General features: G+C 70.7%; 23 protein-coding genes and 4 pseudogenes. 16 read left to right on the top strand and 11 right to left on the bottom strand.

Annotation, left to right across the window (positions count from 1 at the left end):
- Window positions 1-430: 430 nt before the first annotated feature.
- The 6 genes from ACIBJG_RS19135 (at window position 431) to ACIBJG_RS19110 (ending at window position 7,433) form a co-directional block, all read left to right on the top strand.
- Window positions 431-1,960: a sugar ABC transporter ATP-binding protein gene (locus ACIBJG_RS19135; RefSeq protein WP_399308694.1), complete on the top strand. Its 1,530-nt coding sequence runs from the start codon at window positions 431-433 to the stop codon at window positions 1,958-1,960.
- Complete coding sequence (locus ACIBJG_RS19130) at window positions 1,957-3,012, top strand: ABC transporter permease (protein WP_399308693.1); 1,056 nt, start codon at window positions 1,957-1,959, stop codon at window positions 3,010-3,012. The genes ACIBJG_RS19135 and ACIBJG_RS19130 overlap by 4 nt, the downstream gene beginning before the upstream one ends.
- Entirely contained in the window at window positions 3,005-4,057 is a 1,053-nt protein-coding gene (locus ACIBJG_RS19125) for an ABC transporter permease (RefSeq protein WP_399308692.1), read from the top strand. Before ACIBJG_RS19130 ends, ACIBJG_RS19125 begins: the two co-directional genes overlap by 8 nt.
- Window positions 4,058-4,193: 136 nt before the next feature.
- Window positions 4,194-5,282 (top strand): rhamnose ABC transporter substrate-binding protein, encoded by a 1,089-nt coding sequence (gene rhaS, locus ACIBJG_RS19120; protein WP_399308691.1) that lies wholly within the window; start codon window positions 4,194-4,196, stop codon window positions 5,280-5,282.
- Between the two features lie 255 nt (window positions 5,283-5,537).
- Window positions 5,538-6,794, top strand: coding sequence for a M20 family metallopeptidase (locus tag ACIBJG_RS19115; RefSeq protein ID WP_399308690.1), 1,257 nt, complete (start codon window positions 5,538-5,540; stop codon window positions 6,792-6,794).
- Between the two features lie 174 nt (window positions 6,795-6,968).
- Complete coding sequence (locus tag ACIBJG_RS19110; RefSeq protein ID WP_399308689.1) at window positions 6,969-7,433, top strand: Asp23/Gls24 family envelope stress response protein; 465 nt, start codon at window positions 6,969-6,971, stop codon at window positions 7,431-7,433.
- Window positions 7,434-7,585: 152 nt separating this feature from the next.
- Here ACIBJG_RS19110 and ACIBJG_RS19105 read toward each other — a convergent pair.
- The 4 genes and pseudogenes from ACIBJG_RS19105 to ACIBJG_RS19090 form a co-directional block, all read right to left on the bottom strand.
- A pseudogene (locus ACIBJG_RS19105) lies at window positions 7,586-7,967 on the bottom strand (phytoene desaturase family protein); the annotation flags it as partial.
- Between the two features lie 73 nt (window positions 7,968-8,040).
- Window positions 8,041-8,127 (bottom strand): annotated as a pseudogene (locus ACIBJG_RS19100) (FAD-dependent monooxygenase); the annotation flags it as partial.
- Window positions 8,128-8,199: 72 nt separating this feature from the next.
- Window positions 8,200-8,679, bottom strand: a complete 480-nt coding sequence (locus tag ACIBJG_RS19095; RefSeq protein WP_399308688.1) for an SRPBCC family protein — start codon at window positions 8,677-8,679, stop codon at window positions 8,200-8,202.
- 516 nt (window positions 8,680-9,195) lie between these two features.
- Entirely contained in the window at window positions 9,196-10,062 is an 867-nt protein-coding gene (locus tag ACIBJG_RS19090; protein WP_399308687.1) for an alpha/beta fold hydrolase, read from the bottom strand.
- A gap of 76 nt (window positions 10,063-10,138) precedes the next feature.
- Here ACIBJG_RS19090 and ACIBJG_RS19085 point away from each other — a divergent pair, with 76 nt between their 5' ends.
- Window positions 10,139-10,996, top strand: coding sequence for a helix-turn-helix domain-containing protein (locus ACIBJG_RS19085; protein ID WP_399308686.1), 858 nt, complete (start codon window positions 10,139-10,141; stop codon window positions 10,994-10,996).
- Here the strand turns inward: ACIBJG_RS19085 and ACIBJG_RS19080 are convergent.
- The gene (locus tag ACIBJG_RS19080; RefSeq protein WP_399308685.1) at window positions 10,917-11,813 is read right to left on the bottom strand and encodes an L-histidine N(alpha)-methyltransferase; all 897 of its coding nucleotides are present in this window, start codon (window positions 11,811-11,813) and stop codon (window positions 10,917-10,919) included. The two genes, ACIBJG_RS19085 and ACIBJG_RS19080, sit on opposite strands and share 80 nt — an antisense overlap.
- Before the next feature lie 28 nt (window positions 11,814-11,841).
- Here ACIBJG_RS19080 and ACIBJG_RS19075 point away from each other — a divergent pair, with 28 nt between their 5' ends.
- On the top strand, window positions 11,842-13,350 hold the full coding sequence (locus tag ACIBJG_RS19075) for a PLP-dependent aminotransferase family protein (RefSeq protein ID WP_399308684.1): 1,509 nt from the start codon (window positions 11,842-11,844) through the stop codon (window positions 13,348-13,350).
- Window positions 13,351-13,428: 78 nt separating this feature from the next.
- On the opposite strand, the gene ACIBJG_RS19070 is transcribed toward ACIBJG_RS19075, so the two are convergent.
- On the bottom strand, window positions 13,429-14,388 hold the full coding sequence (locus tag ACIBJG_RS19070) for an MBL fold metallo-hydrolase (protein ID WP_399308683.1): 960 nt from the start codon (window positions 14,386-14,388) through the stop codon (window positions 13,429-13,431).
- 164 nt (window positions 14,389-14,552) lie between these two features.
- Here ACIBJG_RS19070 and ACIBJG_RS19065 point away from each other — a divergent pair, with 164 nt between their 5' ends.
- Window positions 14,553-15,044 carry a hypothetical protein gene (locus ACIBJG_RS19065; RefSeq protein WP_399308682.1) on the top strand — a complete coding sequence of 164 codons (492 nt, stop codon included), beginning with the start codon at window positions 14,553-14,555 and terminating at the stop codon, window positions 15,042-15,044.
- Entirely contained in the window at window positions 15,041-15,382 is a 342-nt protein-coding gene (locus ACIBJG_RS19060; RefSeq protein WP_399308681.1) for a transcriptional regulator, read from the top strand. Before ACIBJG_RS19065 ends, ACIBJG_RS19060 begins: the two co-directional genes overlap by 4 nt.
- Here ACIBJG_RS19060 and ACIBJG_RS19055 read toward each other — a convergent pair.
- A pseudogene (locus ACIBJG_RS19055) lies at window positions 15,364-15,968 on the bottom strand (flavodoxin family protein). The gene ACIBJG_RS19060 and the pseudogene ACIBJG_RS19055 overlap by 19 nt on opposite strands.
- A 296-nt stretch (window positions 15,969-16,264) precedes the next feature.
- On the opposite strand from ACIBJG_RS19055, the gene ACIBJG_RS19050 reads away from it, so the two are divergent.
- Window positions 16,265-16,945, top strand: coding sequence for a HemK2/MTQ2 family protein methyltransferase (locus ACIBJG_RS19050; protein WP_399308680.1), 681 nt, complete (start codon window positions 16,265-16,267; stop codon window positions 16,943-16,945).
- The gene (locus ACIBJG_RS19045; protein WP_399308679.1) at window positions 16,929-17,159 is read left to right on the top strand and encodes a CDGSH iron-sulfur domain-containing protein; all 231 of its coding nucleotides are present in this window, start codon (window positions 16,929-16,931) and stop codon (window positions 17,157-17,159) included. Before ACIBJG_RS19050 ends, ACIBJG_RS19045 begins: the two co-directional genes overlap by 17 nt.
- 344 nt (window positions 17,160-17,503) lie before the next feature.
- Here ACIBJG_RS19045 and ACIBJG_RS19040 read toward each other — a convergent pair whose 3' ends face one another.
- Window positions 17,504-18,070: a DinB family protein gene (locus ACIBJG_RS19040; RefSeq protein WP_399308678.1), complete on the bottom strand. Its 567-nt coding sequence runs from the start codon at window positions 18,068-18,070 to the stop codon at window positions 17,504-17,506.
- A 125-nt stretch (window positions 18,071-18,195) separates the two neighbouring features.
- Between ACIBJG_RS19040 and ACIBJG_RS19035 the strand changes: the two genes are divergently transcribed.
- Together ACIBJG_RS19035 and ACIBJG_RS19030 are read left to right on the top strand one after the other, a co-directional pair.
- The gene (locus ACIBJG_RS19035; RefSeq protein WP_399308677.1) at window positions 18,196-18,840 is read left to right on the top strand and encodes a TetR/AcrR family transcriptional regulator; all 645 of its coding nucleotides are present in this window, start codon (window positions 18,196-18,198) and stop codon (window positions 18,838-18,840) included.
- Between the two features lie 50 nt (window positions 18,841-18,890).
- Window positions 18,891-20,339 (top strand): MFS transporter, encoded by a 1,449-nt coding sequence (locus tag ACIBJG_RS19030; RefSeq protein WP_399308874.1) that lies wholly within the window; start codon window positions 18,891-18,893, stop codon window positions 20,337-20,339.
- Window positions 20,340-20,589: 250 nt separating this feature from the next.
- Here the strand turns inward: ACIBJG_RS19030 and ACIBJG_RS19025 are convergent.
- From ACIBJG_RS19025 to ACIBJG_RS19015, 3 genes and pseudogenes are all read right to left on the bottom strand, one after another.
- Window positions 20,590-20,682, bottom strand: a pseudogene (locus tag ACIBJG_RS19025) (GNAT family N-acetyltransferase); the annotation flags it as partial.
- Between the two features lie 48 nt (window positions 20,683-20,730).
- A complete protein-coding gene (locus ACIBJG_RS19020; RefSeq protein WP_399308676.1) occupies window positions 20,731-21,018 on the bottom strand; it encodes a DUF1905 domain-containing protein in 288 nt (95 codons plus the stop codon).
- 77 nt (window positions 21,019-21,095) lie between these two features.
- The gene (locus ACIBJG_RS19015) at window positions 21,096-22,715 is read right to left on the bottom strand and encodes a family 20 glycosylhydrolase (protein WP_399308675.1); all 1,620 of its coding nucleotides are present in this window, start codon (window positions 22,713-22,715) and stop codon (window positions 21,096-21,098) included.
- 221 nt (window positions 22,716-22,936) lie between these two features.
- Here ACIBJG_RS19015 and ACIBJG_RS19010 point away from each other — a divergent pair, with 221 nt between their 5' ends.
- On the top strand, window positions 22,937-24,232 hold the full coding sequence (locus ACIBJG_RS19010; RefSeq protein WP_399308674.1) for a glycoside hydrolase family 1 protein: 1,296 nt from the start codon (window positions 22,937-22,939) through the stop codon (window positions 24,230-24,232).
- Between the two features lie 10 nt (window positions 24,233-24,242).
- A complete protein-coding gene (locus ACIBJG_RS19005) occupies window positions 24,243-24,830 on the top strand; it encodes a TetR/AcrR family transcriptional regulator (protein WP_399308673.1) in 588 nt (195 codons plus the stop codon).
- Window positions 24,831-24,869: the final 39 nt, after the last annotated feature.

The raw sequence follows: 24,869 nt of genomic DNA, 5'->3' as shown, positions 1-24,869 counted from the left end.
ATCCGTGAAGAGAACCCGTCAGCTGGAGGCGGTGGTTCGAGCCGGGTGCCGGATCGCGTGACCACGCGCTGAGTCCGTGGATCCCGGTGGTGAAGGTGGTCTGAGCGGTGGGCGCTGAGAGCGTTTTAATGAATCGATTCATTGCTTAGGGAGAAGTTAGCTGTCCGCGTAGGGGTCGTCAAGAGCGCCCGCCGGATGGCAGGGCGTGTTATCGGATCGTGTCTTCTTCGGGGTGGTGGGTACCCGTGCGGCCCCGCCTTCGCAGTTCAGTAGGGCGTGACAACGTTTCCCCCAAGGGTGCTGGATGTTTCGCCGACTTGGGTGCGGAGCCCCCCTTGACGTGTTCGGCAGGGCGGGGCTAGCTTCCCGGCAACTCCACTGAAACATTTCATGCCAGCGTCCAGCTCGGCACAAGCACGGGAGAATGTCCATGACGCACCCCGAACCGGAGATGACTCCGGTACTCGCGCTGGAGGGGGTGAGCAAGTCCTTCGGCGCTGTCCGGGCGTTGCGTGGTGTGTCCCTGCGGCTGTATGCCGGAGAGGCCCATGCCCTTGCCGGCGAGAACGGCGCGGGCAAGTCGACCCTGATCAAGGCGCTCGCCGGCGTGCATCGCCCCGACGCGGGCACGGTTCTGCTGGACGGCGAGCCCGTCGAGTTCCACGGCCCGGCCGATGCCCGTGACGCCGGTGTCGCCGTGATCTATCAGGAGCCGACGCTCTTCCCGGACCTGTCCGTCGCGGAGAACATCTTCGTGGGCCGCCAGCCGAGGCGTTCCCTCGGCCGGGTGGACCACCGTGCCGTGAGGCGGGCGGCGGCCGACCTCTTCGAACGCCTCGGCGTCGACCTCGACCCCGACCAGCCGGCGCGCGGGCTGTCGATCGCCGACCAGCAACTGGTCGAGATAGCCAAGGCTCTCTCCTTCGACGCCCGCGTCCTGATCATGGACGAGCCGACCGCCGCGCTCACCGGCAGTGAGGTCGCCCGTCTGTTCGGCGTCGTCAGGACACTCCGTGCCGAGGGTGCGGCGGTGCTGTTCATCTCGCACCGGCTGGAGGAGATCTTCGCGCTCTGCCAGCGCGTCACCACCTTGCGCGACGGCGCGTGGATCTCCAGTGAGCCGCTCGAGGGTCTGAGCGAGGACGACCTCGTACGCCGCATGGTCGGCCGCGACCTGGACGAGCTGTACCCGAAGCAGCGTACGGAAGTCGGGGAAGTGGCCCTGCGCGTGAGCCGGTTGACCCGTGAGGGAGTTTTCACGGACGTGTCCTTCGCCGTGCGGCGAGGCGAGATCGTCGGGCTCGCGGGCCTGGTCGGAGCAGGCCGCAGCGAAGTGGCCAGGGCCGTGTTCGGTGTCGACCGGTTCGACGCCGGCGAAGTCGAGGTCCTCGGACGGAAGTTGCGGTCCGGCGCCCCGAGCGTGGCGATGGCCGCAGGCCTCGCCCTCGTCCCCGAGGACCGCCGGGCCCAGGGCCTGGTGATGGACATGTCCATCGAGCGGAACATCGGCCTGACCGGTTTCGCCACGACCACACGCGCCGGGCTGATGAACCGCGCCGCCGAACGCGACCGCGCGGTGGACTGGGCGGTCAAGCTCCAGGTCAAGTACGCCCGGCTCGCCGATGTCGTCGGCACGCTCTCCGGTGGCAATCAGCAGAAGGTGGTCCTCGCCAAGTGGCTGGCCACCTCCCCGCAGGTGCTGATCGTGGACGAACCGACGCGCGGGATCGACGTCGGCACCAAGGCCGAAGTGCACCGGCTGCTCTCCTCGCTGGCCGCGGAGGGGGTCGCGGTGCTGATGATCTCCTCCGACCTCCCGGAGATCCTCGGCATGGCCGACCGGGTGCTCGTGATGCACGAAGGAAGGCTGGCCGCCGAGATCCCCCGGTCCGAGGTGACCGAGGAGACCGTCATGGCGGCGGCGACCGGCCGTGCCGACCGAGGAAGGACCGAGGCATGACGATGACTGCTGACCCGGTGCGGCGCAGCCCGGCACCCGAGTCCGTCGCCTCGCGACGACTCGTCGACAAGGTGTTCAAGGCCCGCGAACTGGCCGTGGCCCTCGTTCTCGTGCTGATGCTCGGCGTGACCCAGCTGACCAACAGCGAGTTCCTGTCCGAGCAGGGCATCAAGGACCTGATGCTGAACGCGACCATTCTGGTGCTGGTCGCGGTCGGCCAGGCCGTGGTGGTGATCACCCGTAACGTCGACCTGTCGGTCGGCTCCGTCCTCGGGATCTCCGCCTTCGCCGCCGGCGTCTACCTCCAGGACGGCGGCAATCCACTCGTCGCGGTCCTGCTCGCCGTCGGCCTCGGCGCGCTTTTCGGCGTCCTCAACGGAGCCCTGGTGAGTCTGGGCAAGGTACCCGCGCTCGTCGTCACCCTGGGGACGCTCTACATCGTCCGCGGCATCGACTCGATCTGGGTCGGCTCCCGCCAGATCACCGCCGACGCACTGCCCGCCTCCTACGTCGACTTCGGCCATGACGGGATCTGGGTGCTGCCCTATCTCGCGCTGCTCGCCATCGTCGTACTGGCCGCCGTCGCCTACTACCTCCGCAGCTACCACAGCGGACGCGACCTCTACGCCCTCGGTTCCAGCCCCGAGGCCGCCCGGCTCGCGGGCATCCCGGTCCGGGCCAGGCTCATGACGGCCTACGTGCTCTGCGGCGCCCTCGCCGGTCTCGCCGGAGCCCTGTACCTGGCCCGCTTCGGCAACGTCGACTCCGCCACCGGAAACGGATACGAGCTCACCGTGGTCAGCGCCGTCGTCGTCGGCGGCGTCGCCTTCACCGGCGGCTCCGGCACGGTCTACGGCGCCGCACTCGGCGCCCTCCTGCTCACGTCCATCAACAGCGTGCTCCCGGCCATCGGTGTCAGCTCCGTCTGGGTCACCGCGATCAACGGCTTCCTTCTGCTGCTCGCCATCGCCGCGGACCGGATCCTGGCACTGCGGGTCGCCGCAGGGCTGCGCAAGAAGGCCGCACAGATGAGGAGCGCCCGCCATGCCTGACATCACCAAGACCACGTCCCCCGCTGCTCAGCCGCCGGCGCTCGCCCGGCTCGGGGGAGCGGTCCGCTGGGACACCGCGGTCGGCGCCCTGCTGCTGACCCTCCTGATCTGTTCGTTCTCCTTCGTCGACAACTTCGGCAACGCGCTGAACCTCTCGTTCCTGATCGGCAACACCCTGCCGATCGCTCTGATCGCCCTGCCCATGACCATGCTGGTGGTCTCCGGCGAGGTCGACCTCTCCGTCGGCTCCACGGCCGGTCTGTCCGGAGCGGTGATGGGCGCGCTGTGGAACGCCGGCATGACCATCGAGACGATCATTCCGCTGTGCCTGCTGCTCGGCGTGGTCTGCGGCCTGATCAACGGACTGCTCGTCACCCGACTCGGGCTGCCCTCGCTCGCCGTGACCATCGGCACCATGGCCGCCTACCGCGGCATCGCGCAGATCGTCCTCGGCTCCGACTCCGTCACCGACTTCCCCACCCAGTACCTCGACTTCGGCGCCGGCCGGATCGGTGACACGTTCATCCCGTACGCGGCCATCCCCTTCACCGTGCTGCTCGCCGTGGCCGTCGTCGTCCTGCACGCCACACCGTTCGGCCGCTCCCTGTTCGCCACCGGCGCCAGCGAGGACGCTGCCCGGTTCTCGGGCATCCGCGTCAAGCGGCTCAAGCTCTCCATGTTCGTGACCACCGGCGTCATCTCCGCTCTGACCGGCGTCTTCTGGGCACTGCACTACGCGAGCGCCCGCTACGACAACGCCACCGGCCTCGAACTGTCCGTCATCGCCGCGGTGCTGCTGGGCGGCATCGACTTCGACGGAGGCAAGGGGACCCTGGGCGGAGCCGTCGCCGGTGTACTGCTGCTGGGCACCCTGCAGAACGTCATGAGCCTGGTCAACGTGTCCGCCCAGTCCCAGATCGTGGTCACCGGCGTACTGCTGGTGATCTCCGTCCTCGCCCCCCGTGTAGGCCGGCAGGTCAGCCAGGCCCGGGCCCGCAGGAGAACCTCCGCCGCGGTCATCTCGCCCTCGGCCCGTACCTCCTGACTCCTGGGCGCCACCTGGTCCGCAGACGTCACACCCCGCACACCATGGGCCCGCACACGAACCCGCACGTCCTCCTTCACCGTCCGGACATCCGTCCGGCAACCCCTGCCGCGCGCGGCAGCGAAAGGAAACCGTCATGCACGGCACCACCGCCAGCAGGGTCCGGCTGACCGCCGCACTCGCCGTCACCGCCGTCCTCGCCCTCGGCGCGACCGCCTGCTCGGGTACCACCAAGGAATCCGCGAACAAGGACGCCGGTCCGGCTGCCGCCACCGGCAAGGCCGACCCGAACAAGGCCACCAAGAAGGGACTCACGGTCGCCTTCCTGCCCAAGCAGGTCAACAACCCCTACTTCACCACCTCGGACAACGGCGGCAAGAAGGCCCTGGGGCAGCTCGGCTCCACCTACAAGGAGGTCGGCACCAGCAGCGGCACCGACACCTCGGGGCAGGTGTCCTACGTCAACACCCTCACCCAGCAGCAGGTCGACGCCATCGCCGTCTCCGCCCAGGACCCGGGCGCTCTGTGCACGTCCCTGAAGCAGGCCATGAAGAACGGCGTCAGCGTCGTCACGTACGACTCCGACACGCAGACGGACTGCCGTCAGGTCTTCGTCTCCCAGGCCGGCGCCGAGGACCTCGGCCGCACCCAGATCCAGCTGCTGGCGAAGCAGATCGGAGGCAAGGGCGAGATCGCGATCCTCTCGGCGGCCCAGACGGCCACCAACCAGAACACCTGGATCGACTTCATGAAGGACGAGCTGAAGAAGCCCGAGTACAAGGACATCAAGCTGGTCAAGACCGCTTACGGCGACGACGACGCCCAGAAGTCCTTCCAGCAGACGCAGGGCCTGCTGCAGGAACACCCCAACCTGAAGGGGATCGTCTCCCCGACCACCGTCGGCATCAAGGCGGCCGCCCAGTACCTGTCCGGATCCAAGTACAAGGGCAAGGTCAAGCTGACCGGCCTGGGCACCCCGAACGACATGCGTGCGTACGTCAAGAACGGCACCGTCGAAGGCTTCGAGCTGTGGGATCCGGCCAAGCTCGGCGCCCTCGCCGCCCACACGGCCGTCGCCCTGGAGTCCGGCCAGATCACCGGCGCCGCGGGGGAGACGTTCAAGGCCGGCGACCTGGGATCGTTCACGATCGGGAAGGACGGCGTCGTGTTGCTCGGCAAGCCGACCGTCTTCGACAAGTCCAACATCGATCAGTTCCAGTTCTGAGCCCCCGAGCACCCCATGTCGTCATGCGGCCTGCCTGCGATTGAAACGATGCATCCATGGCGGTGCCGTGGGGGAACGTCACCCTGGGCGGCGTGGTGACATGGGGTGACCGGATCGGCGTCCCCCAGCACGGCTGGACTCCGCCCGGTTGCCCCGACCGGTGCCCCCGAACAACGTGGTCCCGACAGCCCGTCGCATCGATGCGGTGGCCCGGCACGAGGAAGACGAGCCGCTCCGCCCAAGCAAGGAGTCTCGATGACCGATCCTGCCCGGACCGTGCTGGCCGGCCTCGGCGCGATCCGTTCCGACGTGGAGGACCTCTACAAGGACCTGCACCGGCACCCCGAGCTCGGCCAGCGGGAGCACCGCACCGCGAAGAAGGCTGCGGACGCCCTGCGGGACGTCGGCTACGACGTCACCGAGGGCATCGGCGGCACCGGCGTGATCGGGGTCCTCGCGAACGGGGACGGCCCCGTCGTCATGGTCAGGGCGGACATGGACGCCCTCCCGGTACGTGAACGGACCGGTCTTCCGTACGCCTCCACCGCGACCGCCATCGACGAGGACGGCAGTGAACAGCCGGTCATGCACGCCTGCGGCCACGATGTGCACGTGGCGTCCCTGATCGGCTGCGCCCGGCTGATGGCCGCGCGCCGGGACACCTGGCGGGGCACGTTCGTCGCGCTCTTCCAGCCCTCGGAGGAGAACGGCGACGGAGCCGGCGCCATGATCGGGGACGGCCTCACCGCGAAGTCGCCTCGACCTGATGTCGTCCTCGCCCAGCACGTCCTGCCCTGTCCCGCCGGGTTCGTGGGAACCCGTGCGGGCTCGTTCCTGGCCGCGGCCGACAGCCTGCGCATCACCGTCCACGGACGAGGGGCGCACGGCTCCATGCCCCAGGCGGCGGTCGACCCCGTGGTGATGGCCGCCATGATCGTCGTACGCCTGCAGACCATCGCCTCGCGGGAACTGGCGGCCACCACCCCCGCCGTCGTCACCGTGGGCAGTATCCACGCCGGCACCGGCCCCAACGTCATCCCCGACCGGGCCGTCATCGAACTCAACGTCCGCTCCTATGACGACGCCACGCGCGCCCAGATCATGGACGCGATCGAACGCATCGTCCGCGCCGAGTGTGAGGCGTCCCGCGCGCCCCGAGCGCCGGAGATCAAGCGGATCTCGTCCTTCCCGCCCACCGTCAACGACGAGGAGCCGACCCGGCGCGTCGCGGAAGCGTTCGCCGAGTACTTCGGCGACGACGCCCGCACCGCCGAACTGCAGACCGCCAGCGAGGACATGAGCGAGATTCCCCAGGCATTCGGGGTGCCGTTCACCTACTGGGCGATCGGTGGCATCGATCCGGAGCACTACGCCGAGGCAGTCGGCAAGGGGACCGTGGCCCAGGACATCCCGGTCAACCACAGCCCCTTCTTCGCTCCCGCCATGCAGCCCACGCTGGACACCGGCGTCAGCGCATTGACCGTGGCCGCGCTCGCCTGGCTCGGCAACTGAGCCGCCGGCTGTGGCGCAGAAGCCATGGGGGCCGGACGTCATGGTGAGGGCACAACACCTGAATGGCGGAGGCCCGTCTTCCGGAGCACAGTGGAACTACTGGGGGCAGAGGTCGGCGGAGCAATCCATCCCGTCCGGTCCGCCCCTCTCCGAACAACACTGTGCGAGGAACTCATGGCGACAAGCGACAGCCGGAGTGGCACTGAACTGGGAACGAGCGGCACCTCGGGCGGAACGCGCGGGACCACCGTCATCGCGGACACCGTGGTGTCGACGATCGCCGGCATAGCCGTGCGTGAGACGGAGGGAGTGCATTCCCTCGGCGGGGGCGCCACGCGGGCTCTCGGAGCGGTCAAGGACAAGGTTTCGCGGTCCAACGACCACGGCCGCGGGGTCAAGGTGGAAGTAGGTGAGAAACAGACCGCCATCGACGTCGACATCGTGGTGGAGTACGGCATTCCCATCCTGGACGCCGCGAAGAGCATCCGGTCCCACGTCACGGACGCGGTCGAGACCATGACCGGCCTCGAAGTCGTCGAGATCAACATCAAGGTGCTCGATGTCCACGTGCCGGGATCCGACGACGACGAGGACGAGGACGACGGGGAACGCTCTCCGTCGAAGTCCCGCGTCCAGTGACGCGGGCGCCCCAGCACCCGTACGTGTGAGTGTTGTAGGTGGGCGTCACCCCGTCGCGATGCCTTTTGCACGTTTTCGTGGCTCGGCGACGGGGGCCGTCGTCGCGGGGCGGGTTGGTGTACTCCCTCGGGCGGTGGTGAGGAGCGTCGGCCTCAGCGCCGGCCCTTCCGGTCGCGACGGGTGAGCCCGCTCTGAAGGTGGGACAGGGCGCCGGTGCGCGACCGGCGCAGAGCCGCGCGCGGCGTTGGCTCCGGGGGCGCCATGGACGCCGCCGCCCGGGTGCGCGGAGGCGGAGGCGAGATAGAGCCCGCGGACGGGCGTTTCCGGGCGGCCGGTGCCGGGGGAGGGGCGGAAGACCAACTGCTGGTGCATGGCGGTGGTCCCGCCGTTGATGGCACCGCCGTGGAGGTTGGCGTCCATGCTCTCCAGCGTGGGCGGGGCGAGGATGCGCCGAGCCCTGATGAGGTCGCGGAAACCCGGGGCATAACGTTCGGCCTGGGCCTCGACCCGGTCCGCCATCGTCTCCTGCTCCCGGGTCGCTGGCGAACTCGGGATCGACCCCACGGTCGTGCCGGACCGCGCCTCCGGGCTCGTCCTGGGCCTCCAGTACCTCCACGCTCCAGCCCGCGTCGGCCAGGAGATTCGCCGCGACCAGCCCGTTGGGGCCCGCCCCGATCACTACGGCGTCAGGCATGGCCGGCTCCCGCCTCGATGGTTGGTGCCCCGCCGTGCGGAGCGGCCGATTCCAGGTCGGCTCGGTTACCTTTCACGCCCGGTGCGGCCGGGGTCGCCGGGTCGCTGTGTGTGTCTGGTCTTCGTCCCCCTCGCACAGCTTGGCGAGGCGGCCCAGCATCACCCGGTGCCGTACTTGCTGCGCCAGGTCCACGAGACCGTTGTGCAGAGCGCCGCCGGCACCGCGAAGCGGGTGCTCGTCGAAGATGAGGAGTGTGTGGCCGCCCCAGGGCCGCAGCTCCATCGCGATCCTCGCGGTCCCCAACGGCCCGCTGTCCGCCTCCAGTTCGAGCGTGGTGATCGGCTCGCTGCGGCGGACCACGGTCCGGTTGTGGAGGGTGGCCGGCCCGATCCTGATCTCGTAGCGGAGGGTCGCCCCCAGTTCCGGCCACTGCCCCTCGTCCACCTCGGCCCGCGAGGCACCGACGACCCAGTCCCCGTACCGCTCGACGTCGGACAGGACCGCCCAGACGTCTGCGGGGGACTTCCTGATCAACCGGTGTCGTACGGCCATGCGGTGCCTCCGTGGTCCGAAGTGTCGCGATCGGTGCTGCGGGTTCCCACGCTAAGGGCTGTCCCGCAATTCCTGGCGGGCGCACGACGACAGCTACGGCACCTCGCCGCGTTGTCGAAACGCCCGAATACATCCAGTATGCGGGCGCCTCTCCGCCTTGCGATGCACCGCATCTGACGCCGCGCGCTGATCCACCAGGAATTGCGGGACAGCCCTTAGGCCCGGGTACACACGCGCGCGCGCCGCCGCTCACCACCCACCGCCGCCGGCGGTGCGGGTGGGGGCCGGATGGTGCAGCAGGCGTGTCGGCCGACCTGCCGAGGGGTACCCGTGGGCAGCAGTCGATGTCACTTCTGCCAGTGCCGACAGCTTCGGGTGAGGCACTGCCCGTCACGAAGATCGGAACCCGGTGAGCGAGAGGAAGAACCCAGTGCCGGCCGCTGCGGACAAGGCCGCGCAGAAGGTCCAGAGGCGGTGACGGCGCGACGGCTCGGTCAGGTGGCCTTCAGGTGGCCTTCAGGTGGCCTTCCGGACTCCCGCGGTGTGCGTCGCGGTGAAGGCCAGCAGAAGCGCGGCGGTCCGCGGCGGATCCTCCAGGATGGGGGTGTGGCCGGCACCGGGCAGCCACTCGACCTGCGCGCCGGGGACGGCGCGGTAGTCGGCGGCGGACGACGGGCGCCATCTGCGGTCCTGGTCTCCGAAGATCACCTGCAGCGGCTTGCCGAGGGCCGCCAGCCGGCCCGGGAGCGCCTGCCGGTTCAGATAGGCGAGGGACGCCCGCATCGACGTGGTGAACGCGTGGTAGGTCATCCCGCGCACCTCGTCCACGAGGTCCTGGGGGACCTCGTACCCCTCGCGGAAGCCGGTGCTCGCGAGGCCGCGGATCTGCGCGTCGGTCGGGGGCCACTGCGAGGGGTCGACCGATCCGGAGGGCGCCGGTGAGAGGAAGGCGTCCAGGCCGGGTCCGGTGTTGATGAGCGCGAGTGCGGTCACCAGGCCGGGGCGTTGCTCGGCGAGAGCAGTGGCGGCGTAACCGCCACTGGAATGGCCGACGACGACGGCGTCCTCGACGCCGAGCCGGTCCAGTGCCGTGCCGACCGCACGCCCCTGGGCGGAGGTCTCGTAGTCGCCGCCGGCCGGCTCGGACGACAGGCCGTGCCCGGGCAGGTCGATGCGGATGACGCGGTGGGAGGGGGTCAACAGCGGAACCATCGCAGCCCACGAACGGGCGGAGGCGGCGGAACCGTGGAGGAGGAGGAGCGCCGGGGCGTCACGGGGGCCGTCCTGGCACACATGGATGTCTCCGGCGTCCAGATGGAGGAGCGATTCCTCGGTTGCCTGGACGTCGCCGTTCGCGTGCGGTTGTCCGTCGGGAGTGGTCATGAGCCCACTGTCGCCGTTCTGGCGCGCCGGTTCTTGGACAAATGTTCCCTGCCCCCGGTCCGCGTAGCATGTGACGATGCGCTCCACCGAGAGTGAACGCGACGGACCGGCCGCGTGGGACGTCGCGCGTCCCCGGCGGCCCGGCCGGGTGGTGGGCGCGGACATGGCCGGGTTCGGTGTCCCCGGCCAACTGACGGGCGGGTTGCGGGTGGTCCCGCACCCGGCCGTGATGCTGATCCTGGAAGCCGGTGCGAGCCGGGCCGTCGTGGACGACGGCGTGGGACGGCGGCATCGGGGGAGTGTCGTCGCCGGGCCCGGGTTCGGCTCCGGAGGCGCGGTCCGGGCGTGGGGCGCGCAGGTGGAATGCGTGCAGGTGCGCCTGTCTCCGGTGGTCGCACGCGCCGTTCTGGGCGTATCCCCGGCAGACCTGGCCGGTGCGATGGTGGACCTCGACGACCTGTGGGGACGCGAAGCCTCAAGGGTGCGTGAGCAGTTGGGTGAAGCGTCCTCGTGGGAGCAACGGTTCTCGTTGACGGACGCGCTGCTCACCCGGCGACGCGAGGGCCGGTCGCCGGTGGACCCGGAGGTGGCCTGGGCCTGGGACCGGATCGTCGACAGCCGCGGCCTCGTCCGGATCGGCCGGCTGGCGGACGAACTGGGGTGGAGCCGCAAGCGTCTGTGGTCGCGGTTCCACTCCCAGATCGGCATGCCGCCCAAGCGCGCCGCCGGACTGGTCCGGTTCGACCATGCCGCCCACCGGCTGGTCGCGGGTGACGGCGCGGCCCAAGTCGCCGCGGAAGGCGGCTACTTCGACCAGCCGCATCTGCACCGGGACGTCGTGACGTACACCGGGCTCACGCCGGCGACCGTGGCGGGCGAGCCCTTTCTGACGGTCGACGACACGGCCTGGCCGGGTTCACGGCGACGCCCTTGAAGAACGTGTAGTGGAAGCTCCCGCCGTCGCCGGCGGTGCGGTGCAGGTCGGCGATCCCCTGGTCCCACTCGCCCGTGGTGGTGAGGTCGGCGGCCAGCGCCTTGTCCCGAACGGATGCGACCATGGCGATGAAGGTGTTACGGGTGAAGCCGTCGACCAACGCGGGCCGCGTCCGGTCGGTGTAGACCGTGAGCGGGCGGACCGCGACGTCCTCGTATCCGGCACCGGCCAGCAGCGGCTGCAACTGCCGGCCCAGCAGCGCGTCCCCTCCCGAGGCGGCCTGGAGACTGACCTGGCAGCCGATCGCGGCCCGGGCGAGCGCGCTGTCGGGGTGGAAGAAGGCCGACCCGTGGTCCCCCTCGATCACCGTGATGGTGCCCCCGGGCCGCAGTACGCGCCGCAGCCCGGCCAGCGCCCGCCGGGGGTCCGGCAGGTGCTCCAGGACGAAGCACACGAAGACATGGTCGAACTCCCCGTCGGCGAAGGGCAGATCGAACACATCGGCGCGGAGCCACTCCACCTTGGCCTCCGGCAACAGCCCCGCGACGCGGGTGCAGGCCTGGGCGAGTGACTCCTCGGACCGGTCGACCGCGACTATGCGCGCCCGGGGGCTGGAACGGAGCAGATGGACCGTCTGGGCCCCGATCCCGCAGCCGAGCTCCAGCACCCGGCTGCCCGCGGGGTAGGCCGTGCCGGCGTGCAGCAGTTGCGCCAGCGTGTCCGCCTGGTCGCCCAACCGCCGTCTCTCACGCGGCGAGTAGCCATGCACGTAGTCACCCGCCGGGACGGAGCCGGAAGGAGTTGTGGCTGTGTTCATGGCTCCACTCTGTTGCCACTATGGCCCGATGAACAGATCCAAAGACGGGGCTCCACTCCGGTCCATAACCGCAGGGGCCGACTTCCTCCATCTGGCCATCGACGAGGCACCGGGGGGCGGGAAGTCCGACTGGCTGGCCCGGCAGATCCGGCTCGCGCTGGAGGACGGGCGTCTGCCGGTGGGGAGCAGGCTGCCTGCCACCCGGGTGCTGGCCGGTGAACTCGGCGTATCGCGCGGAGTGGTCACCGAGGCCTACCAACGCCTGATCGAGGACGGGCACCTCGCAGGGCGGGGCCGTAACGGCACGATCGTCGTCGGCGCCCCCGCGGCGATGCCCACAGCGACCAGGCCCGCCACGCGTACCGTCCCGCCGACACCCCGTTCCGTGTTCGCCGCCGCGCCCGGCGCGGACATCTTCGACACGATGCGCACGGCCCGGGCACGGATCGACCTCTCGCCGGGGCTCCCCGACCTCGCCGCGTTCCCGCGAGCGGCGTGGCTGCGTACCGAACGCCAGGTCCTCGATCACCTCGCGGCATCGGACCTCGGATACGGAGATCCACGCGGTACCCCGGCACTTCGCCTGGCCATCGCGAACTGGATCGCCCGCAACCGCGGCATCAGGGCCGACCCCGACGAGGTCCTCATCGTCGCCGGCACCGCCCAGACGCTCACCCTGCTCGGACGGGTGCTGCGCGATGACGGCATCTCCGCGATAGCCGTGGAGGACCCCGGCTCCCTCGGCGCCCGCCAGCACCTGCACAACTGCCGGTTGGACACCCCGCCCGTCGCGGTCGACGCTGAAGGCATCCGCGTCGATCAACTGCGCGCCACGGGCGAAGCGGCCGTCCTCCTCACACCCGCGCACCAGTTCCCCACCGGCGTGGTCCTCCGGGGCAGCCGACGCAGCGAACTGACGCGCTGGGCCCGCGAATGCGACGGACTGATCATCGAGGACGACTACGACGCCGAGCACCGCTACGACCGCACTCCGGTGCCCGCTCTGCGGTCCGTACTCGCCGACAACGTCTTCTACGCCGGCAGCGCCTCGAAGCTCCTCGCGCCGGCCTTGCGCATCGGGTGGGTCCTCGCCCCGCCGAAGTACCGCGACGCGCTCGTGGACGCCAAACGGTTCGCCGACCTCGGCAACGCCGCCCTGCCACAACTCGTCCTGGCCCGGTTCATGGAATCGGGTGCGATGGAACGCCAACTGCGGCACCTGCGCAGGCACCACCGCCACCGCCGCGACGCCATGATCAGAGCCATCAGTACGCACCTGCCGAGTGCGATCGTGCACGGCGCCGCGGCCGGCCTGCACCTGACCATCACCTTCGACGCCGAGTTCGCCGACACGGAACTCGCGGCCATGGCGCTCGCCCGCGACGTGAAAGTGCACCCCCTGTCCTGGCACAGCCAGCGGCGCCACCGACCGGGACTGGTCCTGGGCTACGCCGCGAGCACACCCACCGACATCGGCGAAGGAGTGGCGACTCTCGGCGAAGTGCTGCGAGGCAGCGGTGCCGGGCCCGGGGCTTGATGCCGGCGGTGTTGTTCGGGGCCGGTACCGAGGGGGCATCGTGACATCCGAACGACAGGCTCATGGCCGCCGCCCGGGTCAGGACGGCCAGGGATCGGCCCGGCGGCCCACCACGGGCAGGGTCAGGGCGACCCCGTCGGATTCGGCCTTCCGGGTCAGGAAGTCCATGCTGGCCGTGAAGTCGTCGAGGAAGGCGCGGAAGGGTCTCAGGGGGCGGTCGAGGGGGCGGAAGAAGTCGTCCCAGTGGATGGGGACGACGCGCCGGGCGCCCGTGGCCGTGACCAGCCGGTGCCAGTACTCCTCCCGGAACGCCTCGTCCTGCTTGCCGAGCGCGCCGATCCCCAGGTACACGGTGTCGGCGACGTGCCCGTCGAGGGCGCCCGGCAGGCTGTGCGCGCTGGCGTGGACGAGCAGTCGCCGTGCGCCGTGCCGGACGTGGAGGCTGTAGCAGTCGCCGGTCCGGTAGGCGGTGGCGCGGACCGGAGGCCGCAGGGGCCGGTCGATCGGGCCGGGGGCGATGTCGCCGGGGCTGTGCCGGGCGGGCAGGGCGGTGAGCGTGAAGCGCCCGATCGTGAACGGCTCACCCGTGACGGCCGGTTGGAAGCGGTCGTCGGGGAAACCCTGCCCGAGGGCGATGTTGCGGGTGGATGCGGAGCCGATGAGCCGGGCGCCCGTCGCGGCGGCCACCTGGGGGGAGTCCAGGGCGTGGTCGTAGTGCGAGTGGACGACGAACACGGCGTCGAGACGGTCGATGCCGGCCCGGTCCAGGCCCGCGGCGATGCGCGCGCGGTCCGGTCGAAGGCGGCCGAACCGCATGCGCAGGAGGCCGGGGCGGCTGAAGAACCCGTCGGTGAGGATGGCGGTGTCGCCGTCGTCGAGCAGGAGCGTGGAAACTCCGAGGAACACGGTGCGCGCAGCTCCCGGCAGAGGCGGAGCGGAGGGCTCGTACAGGTGCGTCCACGGGGTGAGGCTGGGCGCCCGCAGGCCCCGCAGCACGTCCGTCACGCGTGGTCCGCGGTGATCAGTGCCGGTATCCATGCCGGTATCCATGCTTCGTCCTCGCTCAAGTGGCCGGTCCGCCGTCCTGGGTGACGTTTCGTCAGTATCCACGGTGGATCGCAGGCCACTCGAGGGGGCTTTCACTTTCCGTATCGGAAACCTGACACTTTCCCTACCGGAAACTGTCCGCTACTCTTTCCGTCATGGAAACAAACGGGGTACGGCCGACGCCCGCGCAAGCCCGTTCCGCCCTGGCCGACACCGAGCGCGTCAGTGCCTCCGCCGCGGAACTGTCGGCCACGCCGTGGCCGACCTGGTTCTTCATCACCCTCACGCTCTACGTGGCCGCGCTCCCGATCACCTATGGAGGCATCGCGGCCGATGGGGACTGGCTGCTGCCACGTCCCGCCTGGTTGGGCATCATGCTGGCGATCACCGCGGTGTACGCGGCGCTCCTCGCCATCGCGGCCAGGGCCTGGCACGACAGGACCGGGGTGGCGCTGCGGCTGGACGTGCTGCCGAAGCGGGCGACCGTGCCGCTCGCGGTCGGACTGCCGGTGCTGCTGGTGGGGGCGGCGTTCGCGTTCCGTGTCACGGGCCGGCCGGGGTGGCTGCTCGCGGCCTCGCTGATCGGTGCCGCCGTGTCCGTCGGCTTTCACCTGGCCTTCGTCCGCCTGCACCGGAAGAGCGCATGAGCGCCGAACCCCACGACTCGCTGGACGGATTCGACGGCACGGTCCACGCCCCGAACCGGTTGCGCGTCTGTGCCTTGCTGGATACTGCCGGAGAGGCCGAGTTCGGCCTGGTCCAGAAGCAACTCGGCCTGTCCGCCTCGGTGCTGAGCAAGCACATCACCGTGCTGATGGAGGCCGGGTACGTCGAGCAGCGCAAGGCGGTCCGCGACACCCGGCAGCGCGTGTGGCTCCGGCTGACCCGGCAGGGGCGGGACGCCTACCGCGGGCACCTGGCGGCGCTGCGGGCGATCGTGGGGCCGGGCATCGAAACGGGCCCCGGCTACGACACGGACGGGTAAGGGTTCTCGGCCAGCACCTCGGCGAGGTGTGCCGCGTTGACCGCCAGGGTGTGGGTCGTGGCGGCCACCGCCTCGGGAGTCCCGTCCAGGTCCTGGTAGTCCGTGCCGTGCTGCGCCTCGCCGACCCAGTAGGACACGGCTCCCGGCGACAGGGTGAAGCCCAGGTCGTTGAGGCCCTGGAAGAGATCGGCACTCACCTTGTGCGCACCGTCCTCGTTGCCGACCACAGCGGCGAGACCCACCTTGCCGTAGGTCAGTTGCCGGCCCTCGTCGTCGGTTTCGGAGATGTCGGCGTTCAGACGCTCCAGCACGCGCTGGCACACACTGGAAGGATGCCCCAGCCAGATGGGGGTGGACACCAGCACGATGTCCGCGGCCAGCACCTTCCGTCGCAGCTCGGGCCACGCGTCTCCCTCACCCATGTCCTGCGCGACCCCCGGCCGCACGTCGTGGTCGACCACGCGCACGGTCTCTCCCTCCACGCCGAGGCCGGCGAGCTCAGCCATGATCTGGTCCGCCAGTAGTTGACTGCTGGAGCGCTTCGGGGAGGGTGACAAGGTACGACGAGAGCAAGAGCGCGTGCCATGCCGGTGAACTCCTTCGGATGCCGCACACGGGACGGTTGTCCCGTCCGCGCGTGAGAGGCCGCCGGGCAGGGGCCGGCCATCCCCACGTGGTGCCGTATACCCGGTGCGGTGTCCGGCAGGCGGCGGATCCCCCGAATGCTCACAAGAGTGGGCGAGTGGGTCACGGGGCAGGAGGCCGGGGACCGTCGCCCGAGTGGCGGCTGACGGCAGGCACACCGAGTCTGGGAGAGGTGGGCGAGCGCCTGGCGCGACGGACAACGACCTGTTCACGTTCGTACCCACGTGGAGGCTCCGGATGACGACTGCTACCGCACCGCCCATCGACCTCGGGAACCTGTGGACACTGCCAGGGGTCTACGCACCCCAGGATGACACCTACCTGCTGGCACAGGCGCTCCACGCCGAAGAGATCACGGCGGACACGGACGTCCTGGACGTCTGTACGGGAAGCGGCGCCCTCGCTGTACTGGCTGCGAGGATGGGCGCCCGGGTGGCGGCCACCGACATCTCCCGGCGAGCGGTACTCACCGCGCGGATGAACGCCGCCCGTGCCGGGCAACGCGTCCGGGTGCTGCACGGTGATCTCACCGGGCCCGTCGCCCGGCACCGCTTCGACCTGGTGGTGAGCAATCCGCCGTACGTCCCCGCGCCCCACGCCCACCGCAGCCACCGGCCGGCGGTCGCCTGGGACGCCGGGCGGGGCGGGCGGCAGGCCGTCGACCGGATCTGCGAGCACGCCCGGGACGTGCTACGCCCGCGCGGTGTGCTGCTCATGGTGCACTCCGGACTCTGTGACGCCGATGAGTCGCTGAGGCGGCTGACGGACACAGGTCTGCGGTGCTCGGTGACGGACCGGTCCCGCGTCCCCTTCGGGCCGGTGCTCACCCAGCGGTTGCCGTGGCTACGGGCCCAGGGCCTGGTCGGCGCCGACGAGGAGACGGAAGAACTGGTGGTCATCCGTGCCGAACGAAGCTGACCGCGCCAGGCGCATGAGTGTCGACCGCAACGGCCCGATGCTCATCGAGGGGCCGGTGGAGATCGTCCAGGAGGACGGGACGGTCGCCACCTCCGACCGGTTCGTCGTCGCCGTGTGCACCTGTCGGCGCAGCCGTATCTATCCGTGGTGCGATACCAGCCACCGCCGCCACTCACGGCCTCCCGGGAACGGGCCGGACGGCGAGGGTGGCTGAGCGCACTCAGCGGGGGAGGGTGGCTGCCGGCCGCTCCCGGTAGCAGCGCGGCCCGCCGGCAACGGACCTACGACACCCCGGCGGTGCGCCGGCTCGGCTTGTTCGGCATCGAACCGCGGATGGACGTCTCCGTCGACAGCTTCCGAATCGAGCCGTCGTACGAGGCGGTCCCGCTGCGGGGAGCGCTCCGGTGGAATCCCGTGCACACATGCGACGCCGCCCACACCCGGTGCGTGAGGCGGCTGGCCGGGTCGGACGGCGCATGGCGGGCGGTCCGGCCGACAGCGGATTCCGAGGACAGCTGTGGCCGGGCGTCATGCCTTCGGGACTGCGGGGGAGCTGTGTTACTGGCCCACCCGTCCGTCGACACACTCGCGCAGCAGGTCGGCGTGCCCGCAGTGACGGGCGTACTCGTCGATCCGGTGCACCATCAGCTCCCGAACCGCGATGTCGTCCTTCCCCAGGCGCTTGCCCAGGTCGGGGTGGTCGGCCAGTGCGGCGTCCAACTCGTCCTGTTCGCGCGCCAGATCGGTGTACGCGGCGTCGACCAGGGCCTGATCGGCGACAGCTCCGTCGAAGTCCGCGTCACTCCCGCCGTACAGCTTCGGCAGCGGGTCACCGTCGCTGATCCAGTTGCGCCAGTCCCGCTCCACCTCGGCCAGGTGCCGCAGCAGTCCGAGCAGGGACATCGTCGACGGCGGAACCGACCGACGGGCCAACTGCTCCGGGCTCAGGCCCTCGCACTTCATCCGCAGCGTCAGGCGGTAGTCCCGCAGGAAGTCCTGCAACGTCGCAAGCTCGCCGTCCGGACCGGGCCCTCCGCCGTTGCTGTTGCGGGGGTCGTTGTCAGGGTCCGTCCACATGTCGGGGTAGACGGTGGCCTGGGTCCATCGTGCGGGCTGCTCGCTCATGCGTGCCATGGTCGTGCCTGAGGCCCTGCCCCGCCACTGGTTTTCCCGTAGGCGGGCAGCCGACTCCATGACCGACGGCGAGGCGCCCGTAGACAGTGTCTACGTCGCGGTGCTAGACACTGTCCATGGAACTCGAAAGCTCCCTTCGGGAACGACTCATCGATGTCGGCGTGGACCTCGTCATGACCGAGGGAACCGCGTCGCTCGGCCTGCGCGAGATCGCTCGCCGTGCGGGCGTCTCCCACGGGGCGCCGCGCCGCCACTTCCCGACTCATCACGCCCTGCTCTCCGCGATCGCCCGTCGGGGCTTCGCGGACCTCGGCTCCCGGTTCGAGGCGACGACGGACGAAGGGGCGTCGCCGCGGGACCGGCTGCAGGCGCTCGCACGGACATACCTCCGCTACGCCTTGGAGCATCGCGGCATGTTCGAGCTGATGTTCCGCCATGATCTGCTCGACAGCGGGACGAACCCCTCGGACGTACCCCCGCTGCGCGAGTCGACCCTCCCGTTGTTCGCGCACATCGTCGAACTGGTGGCGCGTCACACGGCGGAGCGCGAGGAGGCCGGCACCGCCGCGCCGCCCGCCGTCACCGCCGCGGCCCTGTGGGCCAACCTGCACGGCGCCGCCCAGCTGTGGGCGTGGGGCAGCCTGCAACTCGCCCTGGATGCCGCTTCCCCGGCTGCTGCGCCCGGTGGCGACCCGGCCGACCCGCTCGACCGGCTCGTCGTGGTGGTGCTCGACGCGCATCTCGGCCCGGTGGAGGGGTGACCGGGGCCGTACGACCGCGCATCGCACTCCTGGCCGCCACGGCCGGAGCGATGATCGTCGCGCTGGACGGCACCGTACTGCTCGTGGCGCAGCCCGACCTACAGCGTGACCTGCGGGCGAGCGTGACGCAGGTTCAGTGGACCAGCACCGGCTACTTGCTTGCCGTTGCCGCGTTCCTCGTCATCGCAGGGCGCCTGGGGGACAAGTACGGGCATCGGCGCCTCCTGTTCGTCGGAGTGCTCGGCTTCGGGGCGGCATCGGCGGGCATCGCCGTCGCGCCCGGAGCAGGCTGGGTGATCACTCTGCGCATCGCACAGGGCCTGTTCGGCGCGCTCCTGCAACCGGCCACGCTCGCACTGCTCAGACTCGCTTACCCGCCCGACCGGCTCGGTGCGGCGGTCGCCCTTCGTACCAGCGCGATCGGGGTGGCGGCGGGGAGCGGCCCGCTGTTGGGGGGCGTTCTCGTCGAGCACCTGGGCTGGCGTGCCGTGTTCCTGGTCAACGTCCCCGTCGCGCTCACCATCGCCGCGCTCACTCTCGCGGTGAGGGTGCCGCTGCCGCAGCGGTCCGGGCCCCGGAAGATCGACCTCGTCACCGCGGCGCTGTTGGCGGCCGCGCTCGCCGCCCTGGTCCACACCCTGGCCGGCGTACCGGAACGGGGGTGGACCGCCGCGCAGACACTTCTCGGGTTCGTCCTCACCGCAGGCCTCGCGGCCGGGCTCGTCGCGCGTGAACGTCGTGCCGCGCAGCCCTTCGTGCCGCCCGCTGTGGCGCGGTCGGTTCCGGTGGTCGCCTCCATGGCGATGCTGCTGGTCACCTCGGGCGGGCTGTTCGGTTCGCTGTTCGTCACGACCTTCTTCCTGCAGAACGACCTGGGACTCGCGCCGCTCGCCAGCGCCTTGCGCGTCCTCCCGCTGACCGGGCTGATGGTCCTCGGCGCGCCCGCTGCCCATGCCGTGCTCCGCCGGTACGGCGCCCGTCGCGCCGCGATCGCGGGACAAGTCCTCGTGGTCCTGGCCATCGTGGGCCTGTCCCGGCTGGGGCCCGCCAGCCCCTGGCCGGCGTGGAGCGCGACGTTCGCCGCACTCGGTGCCGGTTTCGCCGTCGTGATGGTCACCGCCACCGGGACTGTCGTCGGCGACGCGCCACCCGGATACGCGGGAGTCGTCGGCGGACTCAAGCAGACCGCCATGAACGTCGGCCCGACGCTCGGCATTGCCGTTGCCGCCGGCATGATGCCGCTGGAGTCGTCCTCCGCTCCGCCCCCGGGCGCGGCACCGGCCGTGTCCGGCCCGGCCATGGGTTCCGCCCTGCTGGTCCTTGCCGCTCTCGCCGCCCTCGGCCTGATGCCCGCGTGGCGGCTGCCGTCGCGACCGGGCGGCGACGGAGGGCGACGGCACGGCATGCGGCAGGACCCGGCGCGCCCTGGGCGAACGGCTTCGTCATCGGACGGCGGGAGCGACGCCTGCTTCAAGGCGCCTGCTGAGCACCGAAAGTGACGCACCGGCACATTTCCTTGCCCACTGGCTCCGCCGACCGCCGACTGCGGATCCGCTGGGAGATCCGCGACGACATCCATGAGGCCTTCCTCGCCCTCGGATGTGCACTCATCCGCCGGCGGCGACTGCACGCTCCGGTGACCGATGCCGTGGGTCAGTCAGCCGCCGCCGGCCGGTTGAGAACTTCCTTGGGGGTGCAGCTCCAGCCGACCAGGCGCGGCCCACTCCCGTTGATGCCGATCACGAGTCCGTCCCGGACTCCAGGCCGCTGCTCGAAGCCGGCTGACTTGTACGTGGCGACAGCGCCCACGTTGGAACTCGGTGTGCAGACGAGCGCACTCGACGGCAAGCCACCGATCAGCCGGGTCAACAACGCTGCGGGTCAATACACTTAGAGGCGCACGGTCATGCGCACGGTCACGTCATCACCGGCCGAGAGCCCCTGCGGCTGGCGTACGGCGTTCATGAGCGGCAGCAGATAGCCGCCGTCCCTGGGGAAGAGCGACGTGGTGAACGCCATCTCGCCGATGCGGGTCTCGACAGGGGCCGCGCCCCAGCCGTACGTGGCCATCGCGGCCACCTCGCGGATGTCAGCAGCCTGTTCCTCGGGCACGGCCGCGAAGTAGAACGGTGAAGGCCCCCGCCATTCGATGACGCGGCCGGTGAACTCGACGTGCATGGATCGATCCGTTCGTCGGGGTGGGCCGGACCCCGCGCAGCGTACAAGAGGGCGCCGACCCGGCCCATGTGCACCGGCTACGCGGCCCAGGCGACCTCGGTGCTCGCGAAGTACGCCAGCCCCCGCTGGTCCCACATACGCCCGTGCCGGCCCAGGCGCTCGCGGTACTCGGCCCACGTGGGGGCGCGCCCGCACCATGCGGCCTCCGCCACCGAGGCCAGGCGCGGCAGGAGCAGTACGGTGACGTCGTCGAAGCCCTCGAACTGCTCGGCGAACACGGTCGCTTCGACCCCCGCGACGCATGCGTCCGGGATCGGGTACGCGGCCGGATCCCAGGAAGCGGCGTGCTCGACACCTCGGGGCCGGTAGCTGCCGAAGCCCAGGCGTCCGGCGGCCTCGGCCTGCTCGGGCGGTGCGAACTCCGCCGCGTACGGCCGGTCCAGATAGAGATGGGACTGGGGCGACAGCAGTACCCGCCCGCCGCCCTCGACGACCCGCGCGACGTCCTGGTCCGTGGGGGCGAAGAACCTCTTGAGCGCCTTGATGAAGGCCAGGGTCTGGCCCGCGGCGACGAGTTCGGGCCGCGCGGCGAGTTCCTCCTCGGTGTCGGGTAGGTCCATCATGGGGACGTCCACCCAGTGCTGGACGATGTCCCGCGGTTCGACGCCGGCCCGCGCCGACTCCTGCCAGGCGACCGGGCTTTTGCCGAACTCGCGGACCATCGCGCTCAGTTCGCGTACCGAAGCGGCGAAGTTCTCGGCCGTCGCGCCGAATGCCTCGTCCGCCCCGATGTGGACGAAGGGGCCGTCCGTCAGTTCACAGACCTCCGCGAGCAGCCGGGCGACCGCGGCCCGGGTCGCCCCGTCGGTGAGGTCCAGCGGGGGGATGAAGGGGAAGCGCTCCTTGAGCCCGGCGGGGGCCGGTGCGTCCGCCAGCCCCGGCAGGGCCTCCCTGAGCATGCCGCAGTGGCCCGGCAGGTCGATCTCGGGGACGACGGTGACGAAGCGCCGGGCCGCGTACTCCTGGAGCGACCGGAATTCGGCCGCCGTGTAGAACTCGCGGGCCGGTCCGTCTCCGGCGGGGCCCGTCAGCCGGGGAGAGCCGGGCAGCTCCATGCGCCAGCCTTCGTTGTCGGTGAGGTGGAGGTGCAGCACGTTGAGCTTGTAGAGCGCCACGAGGTCGATGATCCGACGCAGCTCGTCCGGGGTGAGGAAGGTGCGGGCCGGGTCCACCATGAGGCCGCGCCAGGCGTATCGAGGGGCGTCCGCCACCTCCTGGAAGGGGAGTTCGCCGTGCGCCCCGGCCGTGGCGATCAGCTGGACCGCCGACATCGCGGCCCGGAACACCCCTGCGGCGGTGCCGGCCAGGCACTCGATGCCGTCCGCGGTGACCCTGAGCCGGTGCGCCTCGTCGGCTGGGTGCGCGCCGCCGTCCGGGGCCACGCCCACGGTCGTGCGCGCAGGGGGCAAGGGCTCGTCGTCGAGGGCCAGGACCAGCGCGTGGGCGGCGGGGTCGTCGCTCCCGACGGGCAACAGGCGGCCGGGCAGGTGCGGTGAGAGGAGCGCCCGCAGGGTTTGGGCGAGCTGTTCCAGTGCGGGGTCCGCCGACGCGATCCGCCAGGGGCCCGTGGTGTGCAGTACTCCGTCACCGACGCGAGGGGCCGGCGCGGCGGAGGCGTAGGGGATGACGGCGTTCATGGAGCTTCTCCCTGTGCGCGTGTGGGGCCAGGGAGCCGGAGCGGCGTTGTCAGGTTCGGCGCTCCGGCCCGCTGGGGTTCGGTGCGGCCCCCGGAGCGAGTTCGGCTCAGCCGCCTCTTCTCCCGTACCGCTGCCACCTGTACGCTAACACGAAAACCGATCAATGAACGCTTTTTGCGGAGTGGGCGAGAGTCCCGTCTCCGAGTGAAAGGAGAACCCCGATGGTGCACGCGGCCGGACTCGGTCCTGCTCTGCCGGAAGGCTTCCTCATGGGCGCCTCGACCTCGGCCCACCAGATCGAGGGGAACAACGTTTCCAGTGACTGGTGGACCCTGGAGAACCACCCCGGCAGCTTCGTCGCCGAACCCAGCGGGGACGCGGCGGACAGCTTCCACCGGTGGCCCGAGGACATGGACCTGCTGCGCGAACTGGGCTTCGACGCCTACCGGTTCAGCGTCGAGTGGGCCCGGATCGAACCACGGCGGGGCATGATCTCGCGGGCTGCGCTGGAGCACTACCGGGCCATGGTGCGCGGCGCCCTGGAGCGGGGCCTGACCCCGGTGGTGACGCTTCATCACTTCACCTCGCCGCAGTGGTTCAGTGACCTCGGGGGCTGGACGGCCGCGGAGGCGACCGGTCTGTTCGCGGCCTACGCGCGCACGGTCGCCGACATCCTGCGCGAAGGGGTCCGCTACGTGGCCACCATCAACGAGCCGAACATCATGGCCCTGATGTTCGCCTTGAAGAGTCATGCCGCCGAGCACGGCTGGGACAGCGTCGCGCCCGGTTCGCGCACGGCCCGCGAAGGCGGAGCGGCCGCCGTCGACCCTGCCTCCCTGGAACCCGATCCCGCGGTGGCGGAGGCCCTCGTCAGGGCCCACCGGGCCGCGACCGGCGTCCTGAAGGAGGAGGTTCCGCACCTGCAGGTCGGCTGGACCGTCGCCAACCAGGTCTACCAGGCCGAGCCCGGCGCCGAGGAGGCGACGGCCGCCTACGCGTGGCCGCGTGAGGACGTGTTCCTCGAAGCAGCCCGCGAGGACGACTGGATCGGCGTCCAGGCGTACACCCGTCACCGCATGGACGCGGACGGAACCCTCCCGCCGCCCGACGGCGCCGAGACGACACTCACCGGCTGGGAGGTCTACCCCGAGGCGCTCGGCGAGGCCGTCCGGCACACGGCGGAGGTCGTCGGCCCGCACGTACCCGTCATCGTCACCGAGAACGGCATCGCCACGGAGGACGACGAGCAGCGCATCGCCTACACCGCCGCCGCGCTCGCGAGCCTGGGGGAGGCGATGAGCGACGGCATCGACGTCCGCGGATACCTGCACTGGAGCGCTCTGGACAACTACGAGTGGGGCACCTACCGGCCCACGTTCGGGCTCATCGCGGTCGACCGGACCACGTTCGCCCGCTCGCCCAAGGAGTCGGCACGCTGGCTCGGCGCTCTGTCCCTGGCCCGCCGCCTGCCGGACCCCGCGGGGCTCGGCTCGGTCTCCGTGCCGTCCGGGCGTTAGGGTAACCGGCATGGCGAAACGGGGCCCGTACGAGAAGGGCGAAGCCAAGCGCAGCGAGATCCTGCACGCGGCACTGGAGATCTTCGCGGCGGAGGGTTACCGGGGTACCTCTCTGCGCAAGGTGGCGGCGAAGTGCAATCTCAGCCTGCCCGGGCTGATGCACTACTTCGACTCGAAGGAGGACCTGCTCACCCAGGTCCTGCGCATGCGTGACGAGACGGCGCGGGTGCGTCAGGTGGAACGCGACGATCCGAAGAGTTACCGCGAGATCATCAGGGAGGGCGCGAAGACGCCCGGTCTGGTCGAGCTGTTCGTGTCCATGGCCGCGGCCGCCAGCGATCCGGCGCATCCCGCGCACGCCCACTTCGCGGAGCGCTACCCGGTGCTGAGGGAGCGCGTGGCGGACTTCGTGAGAGCGCGGGCGGACGAGGGACGGATCAACACCTCCATTCCCCCGGAGCGCCTGGCCGTCCTCTTCATCGCCGTGGCCGACGGGATCCAGCTGCAGTGGCTGATCGACCGGTCGACGGACATGGAACAGCCCATCGAGGACCTCATGCGGATCCTTGATCCGCGCCAGGAGCCCGACGAGGCCTGAACCGGCCGCGGCGACACGACGAGAAGGGGCAGAGCCGGA

Origin of the sequence: Streptomyces sp. NPDC050422, assembly GCF_044458665.1 — a bacterium.
Lineage (GTDB): Bacteria > Actinomycetota > Actinomycetes > Streptomycetales > Streptomycetaceae > Streptomyces.
This window is presented reverse-complemented; position numbering and strand designations above follow the sequence as displayed.

Bases quoted from the DNA above. Each gene is read 5' to 3' on its own strand.
- ACIBJG_RS19135 (WP_399308694.1), top strand. From the start codon at position 431: ATGACGCACCCCGAACCGGAGATGACTCCGGTACTCGCGCTGGAGGGG.
- ACIBJG_RS19130 (WP_399308693.1), top strand. From the start codon at position 1,957: ATGACGATGACTGCTGACCCGGTGCGGCGCAGCCCGGCACCCGAGTCC.
- ACIBJG_RS19125 (WP_399308692.1), top strand. From the start codon at position 3,005: ATGCCTGACATCACCAAGACCACGTCCCCCGCTGCTCAGCCGCCGGCG.
- rhaS (WP_399308691.1), top strand. From the start codon at position 4,194: ATGCACGGCACCACCGCCAGCAGGGTCCGGCTGACCGCCGCACTCGCC.
- ACIBJG_RS19115 (WP_399308690.1), top strand. From the start codon at position 5,538: ATGACCGATCCTGCCCGGACCGTGCTGGCCGGCCTCGGCGCGATCCGT.
- ACIBJG_RS19110 (WP_399308689.1), top strand. From the start codon at position 6,969: ATGGCGACAAGCGACAGCCGGAGTGGCACTGAACTGGGAACGAGCGGC.
- ACIBJG_RS19095 (WP_399308688.1), bottom strand. From the start codon at position 8,679: ATGGCCGTACGACACCGGTTGATCAGGAAGTCCCCCGCAGACGTCTGG.
- ACIBJG_RS19090 (WP_399308687.1), bottom strand. From the start codon at position 10,062: ATGACCACTCCCGACGGACAACCGCACGCGAACGGCGACGTCCAGGCA.
- ACIBJG_RS19085 (WP_399308686.1), top strand. From the start codon at position 10,139: ATGCGCTCCACCGAGAGTGAACGCGACGGACCGGCCGCGTGGGACGTC.
- ACIBJG_RS19080 (WP_399308685.1), bottom strand. From the start codon at position 11,813: ATGAACACAGCCACAACTCCTTCCGGCTCCGTCCCGGCGGGTGACTAC.
- ACIBJG_RS19075 (WP_399308684.1), top strand. From the start codon at position 11,842: ATGAACAGATCCAAAGACGGGGCTCCACTCCGGTCCATAACCGCAGGG.
- ACIBJG_RS19070 (WP_399308683.1), bottom strand. From the start codon at position 14,388: ATGGATACCGGCACTGATCACCGCGGACCACGCGTGACGGACGTGCTG.
- ACIBJG_RS19065 (WP_399308682.1), top strand. From the start codon at position 14,553: ATGGAAACAAACGGGGTACGGCCGACGCCCGCGCAAGCCCGTTCCGCC.
- ACIBJG_RS19060 (WP_399308681.1), top strand. From the start codon at position 15,041: ATGAGCGCCGAACCCCACGACTCGCTGGACGGATTCGACGGCACGGTC.
- ACIBJG_RS19050 (WP_399308680.1), top strand. From the start codon at position 16,265: ATGACGACTGCTACCGCACCGCCCATCGACCTCGGGAACCTGTGGACA.
- ACIBJG_RS19040 (WP_399308678.1), bottom strand. From the start codon at position 18,070: ATGAGCGAGCAGCCCGCACGATGGACCCAGGCCACCGTCTACCCCGAC.
- ACIBJG_RS19035 (WP_399308677.1), top strand. From the start codon at position 18,196: ATGGAACTCGAAAGCTCCCTTCGGGAACGACTCATCGATGTCGGCGTG.
- ACIBJG_RS19030 (WP_399308874.1), top strand. From the start codon at position 18,891: ATGATCGTCGCGCTGGACGGCACCGTACTGCTCGTGGCGCAGCCCGAC.
- ACIBJG_RS19020 (WP_399308676.1), bottom strand. From the start codon at position 21,018: ATGCACGTCGAGTTCACCGGCCGCGTCATCGAATGGCGGGGGCCTTCA.
- ACIBJG_RS19015 (WP_399308675.1), bottom strand. From the start codon at position 22,715: ATGAACGCCGTCATCCCCTACGCCTCCGCCGCGCCGGCCCCTCGCGTC.
- ACIBJG_RS19010 (WP_399308674.1), top strand. From the start codon at position 22,937: ATGGTGCACGCGGCCGGACTCGGTCCTGCTCTGCCGGAAGGCTTCCTC.
- ACIBJG_RS19005 (WP_399308673.1), top strand. From the start codon at position 24,243: ATGGCGAAACGGGGCCCGTACGAGAAGGGCGAAGCCAAGCGCAGCGAG.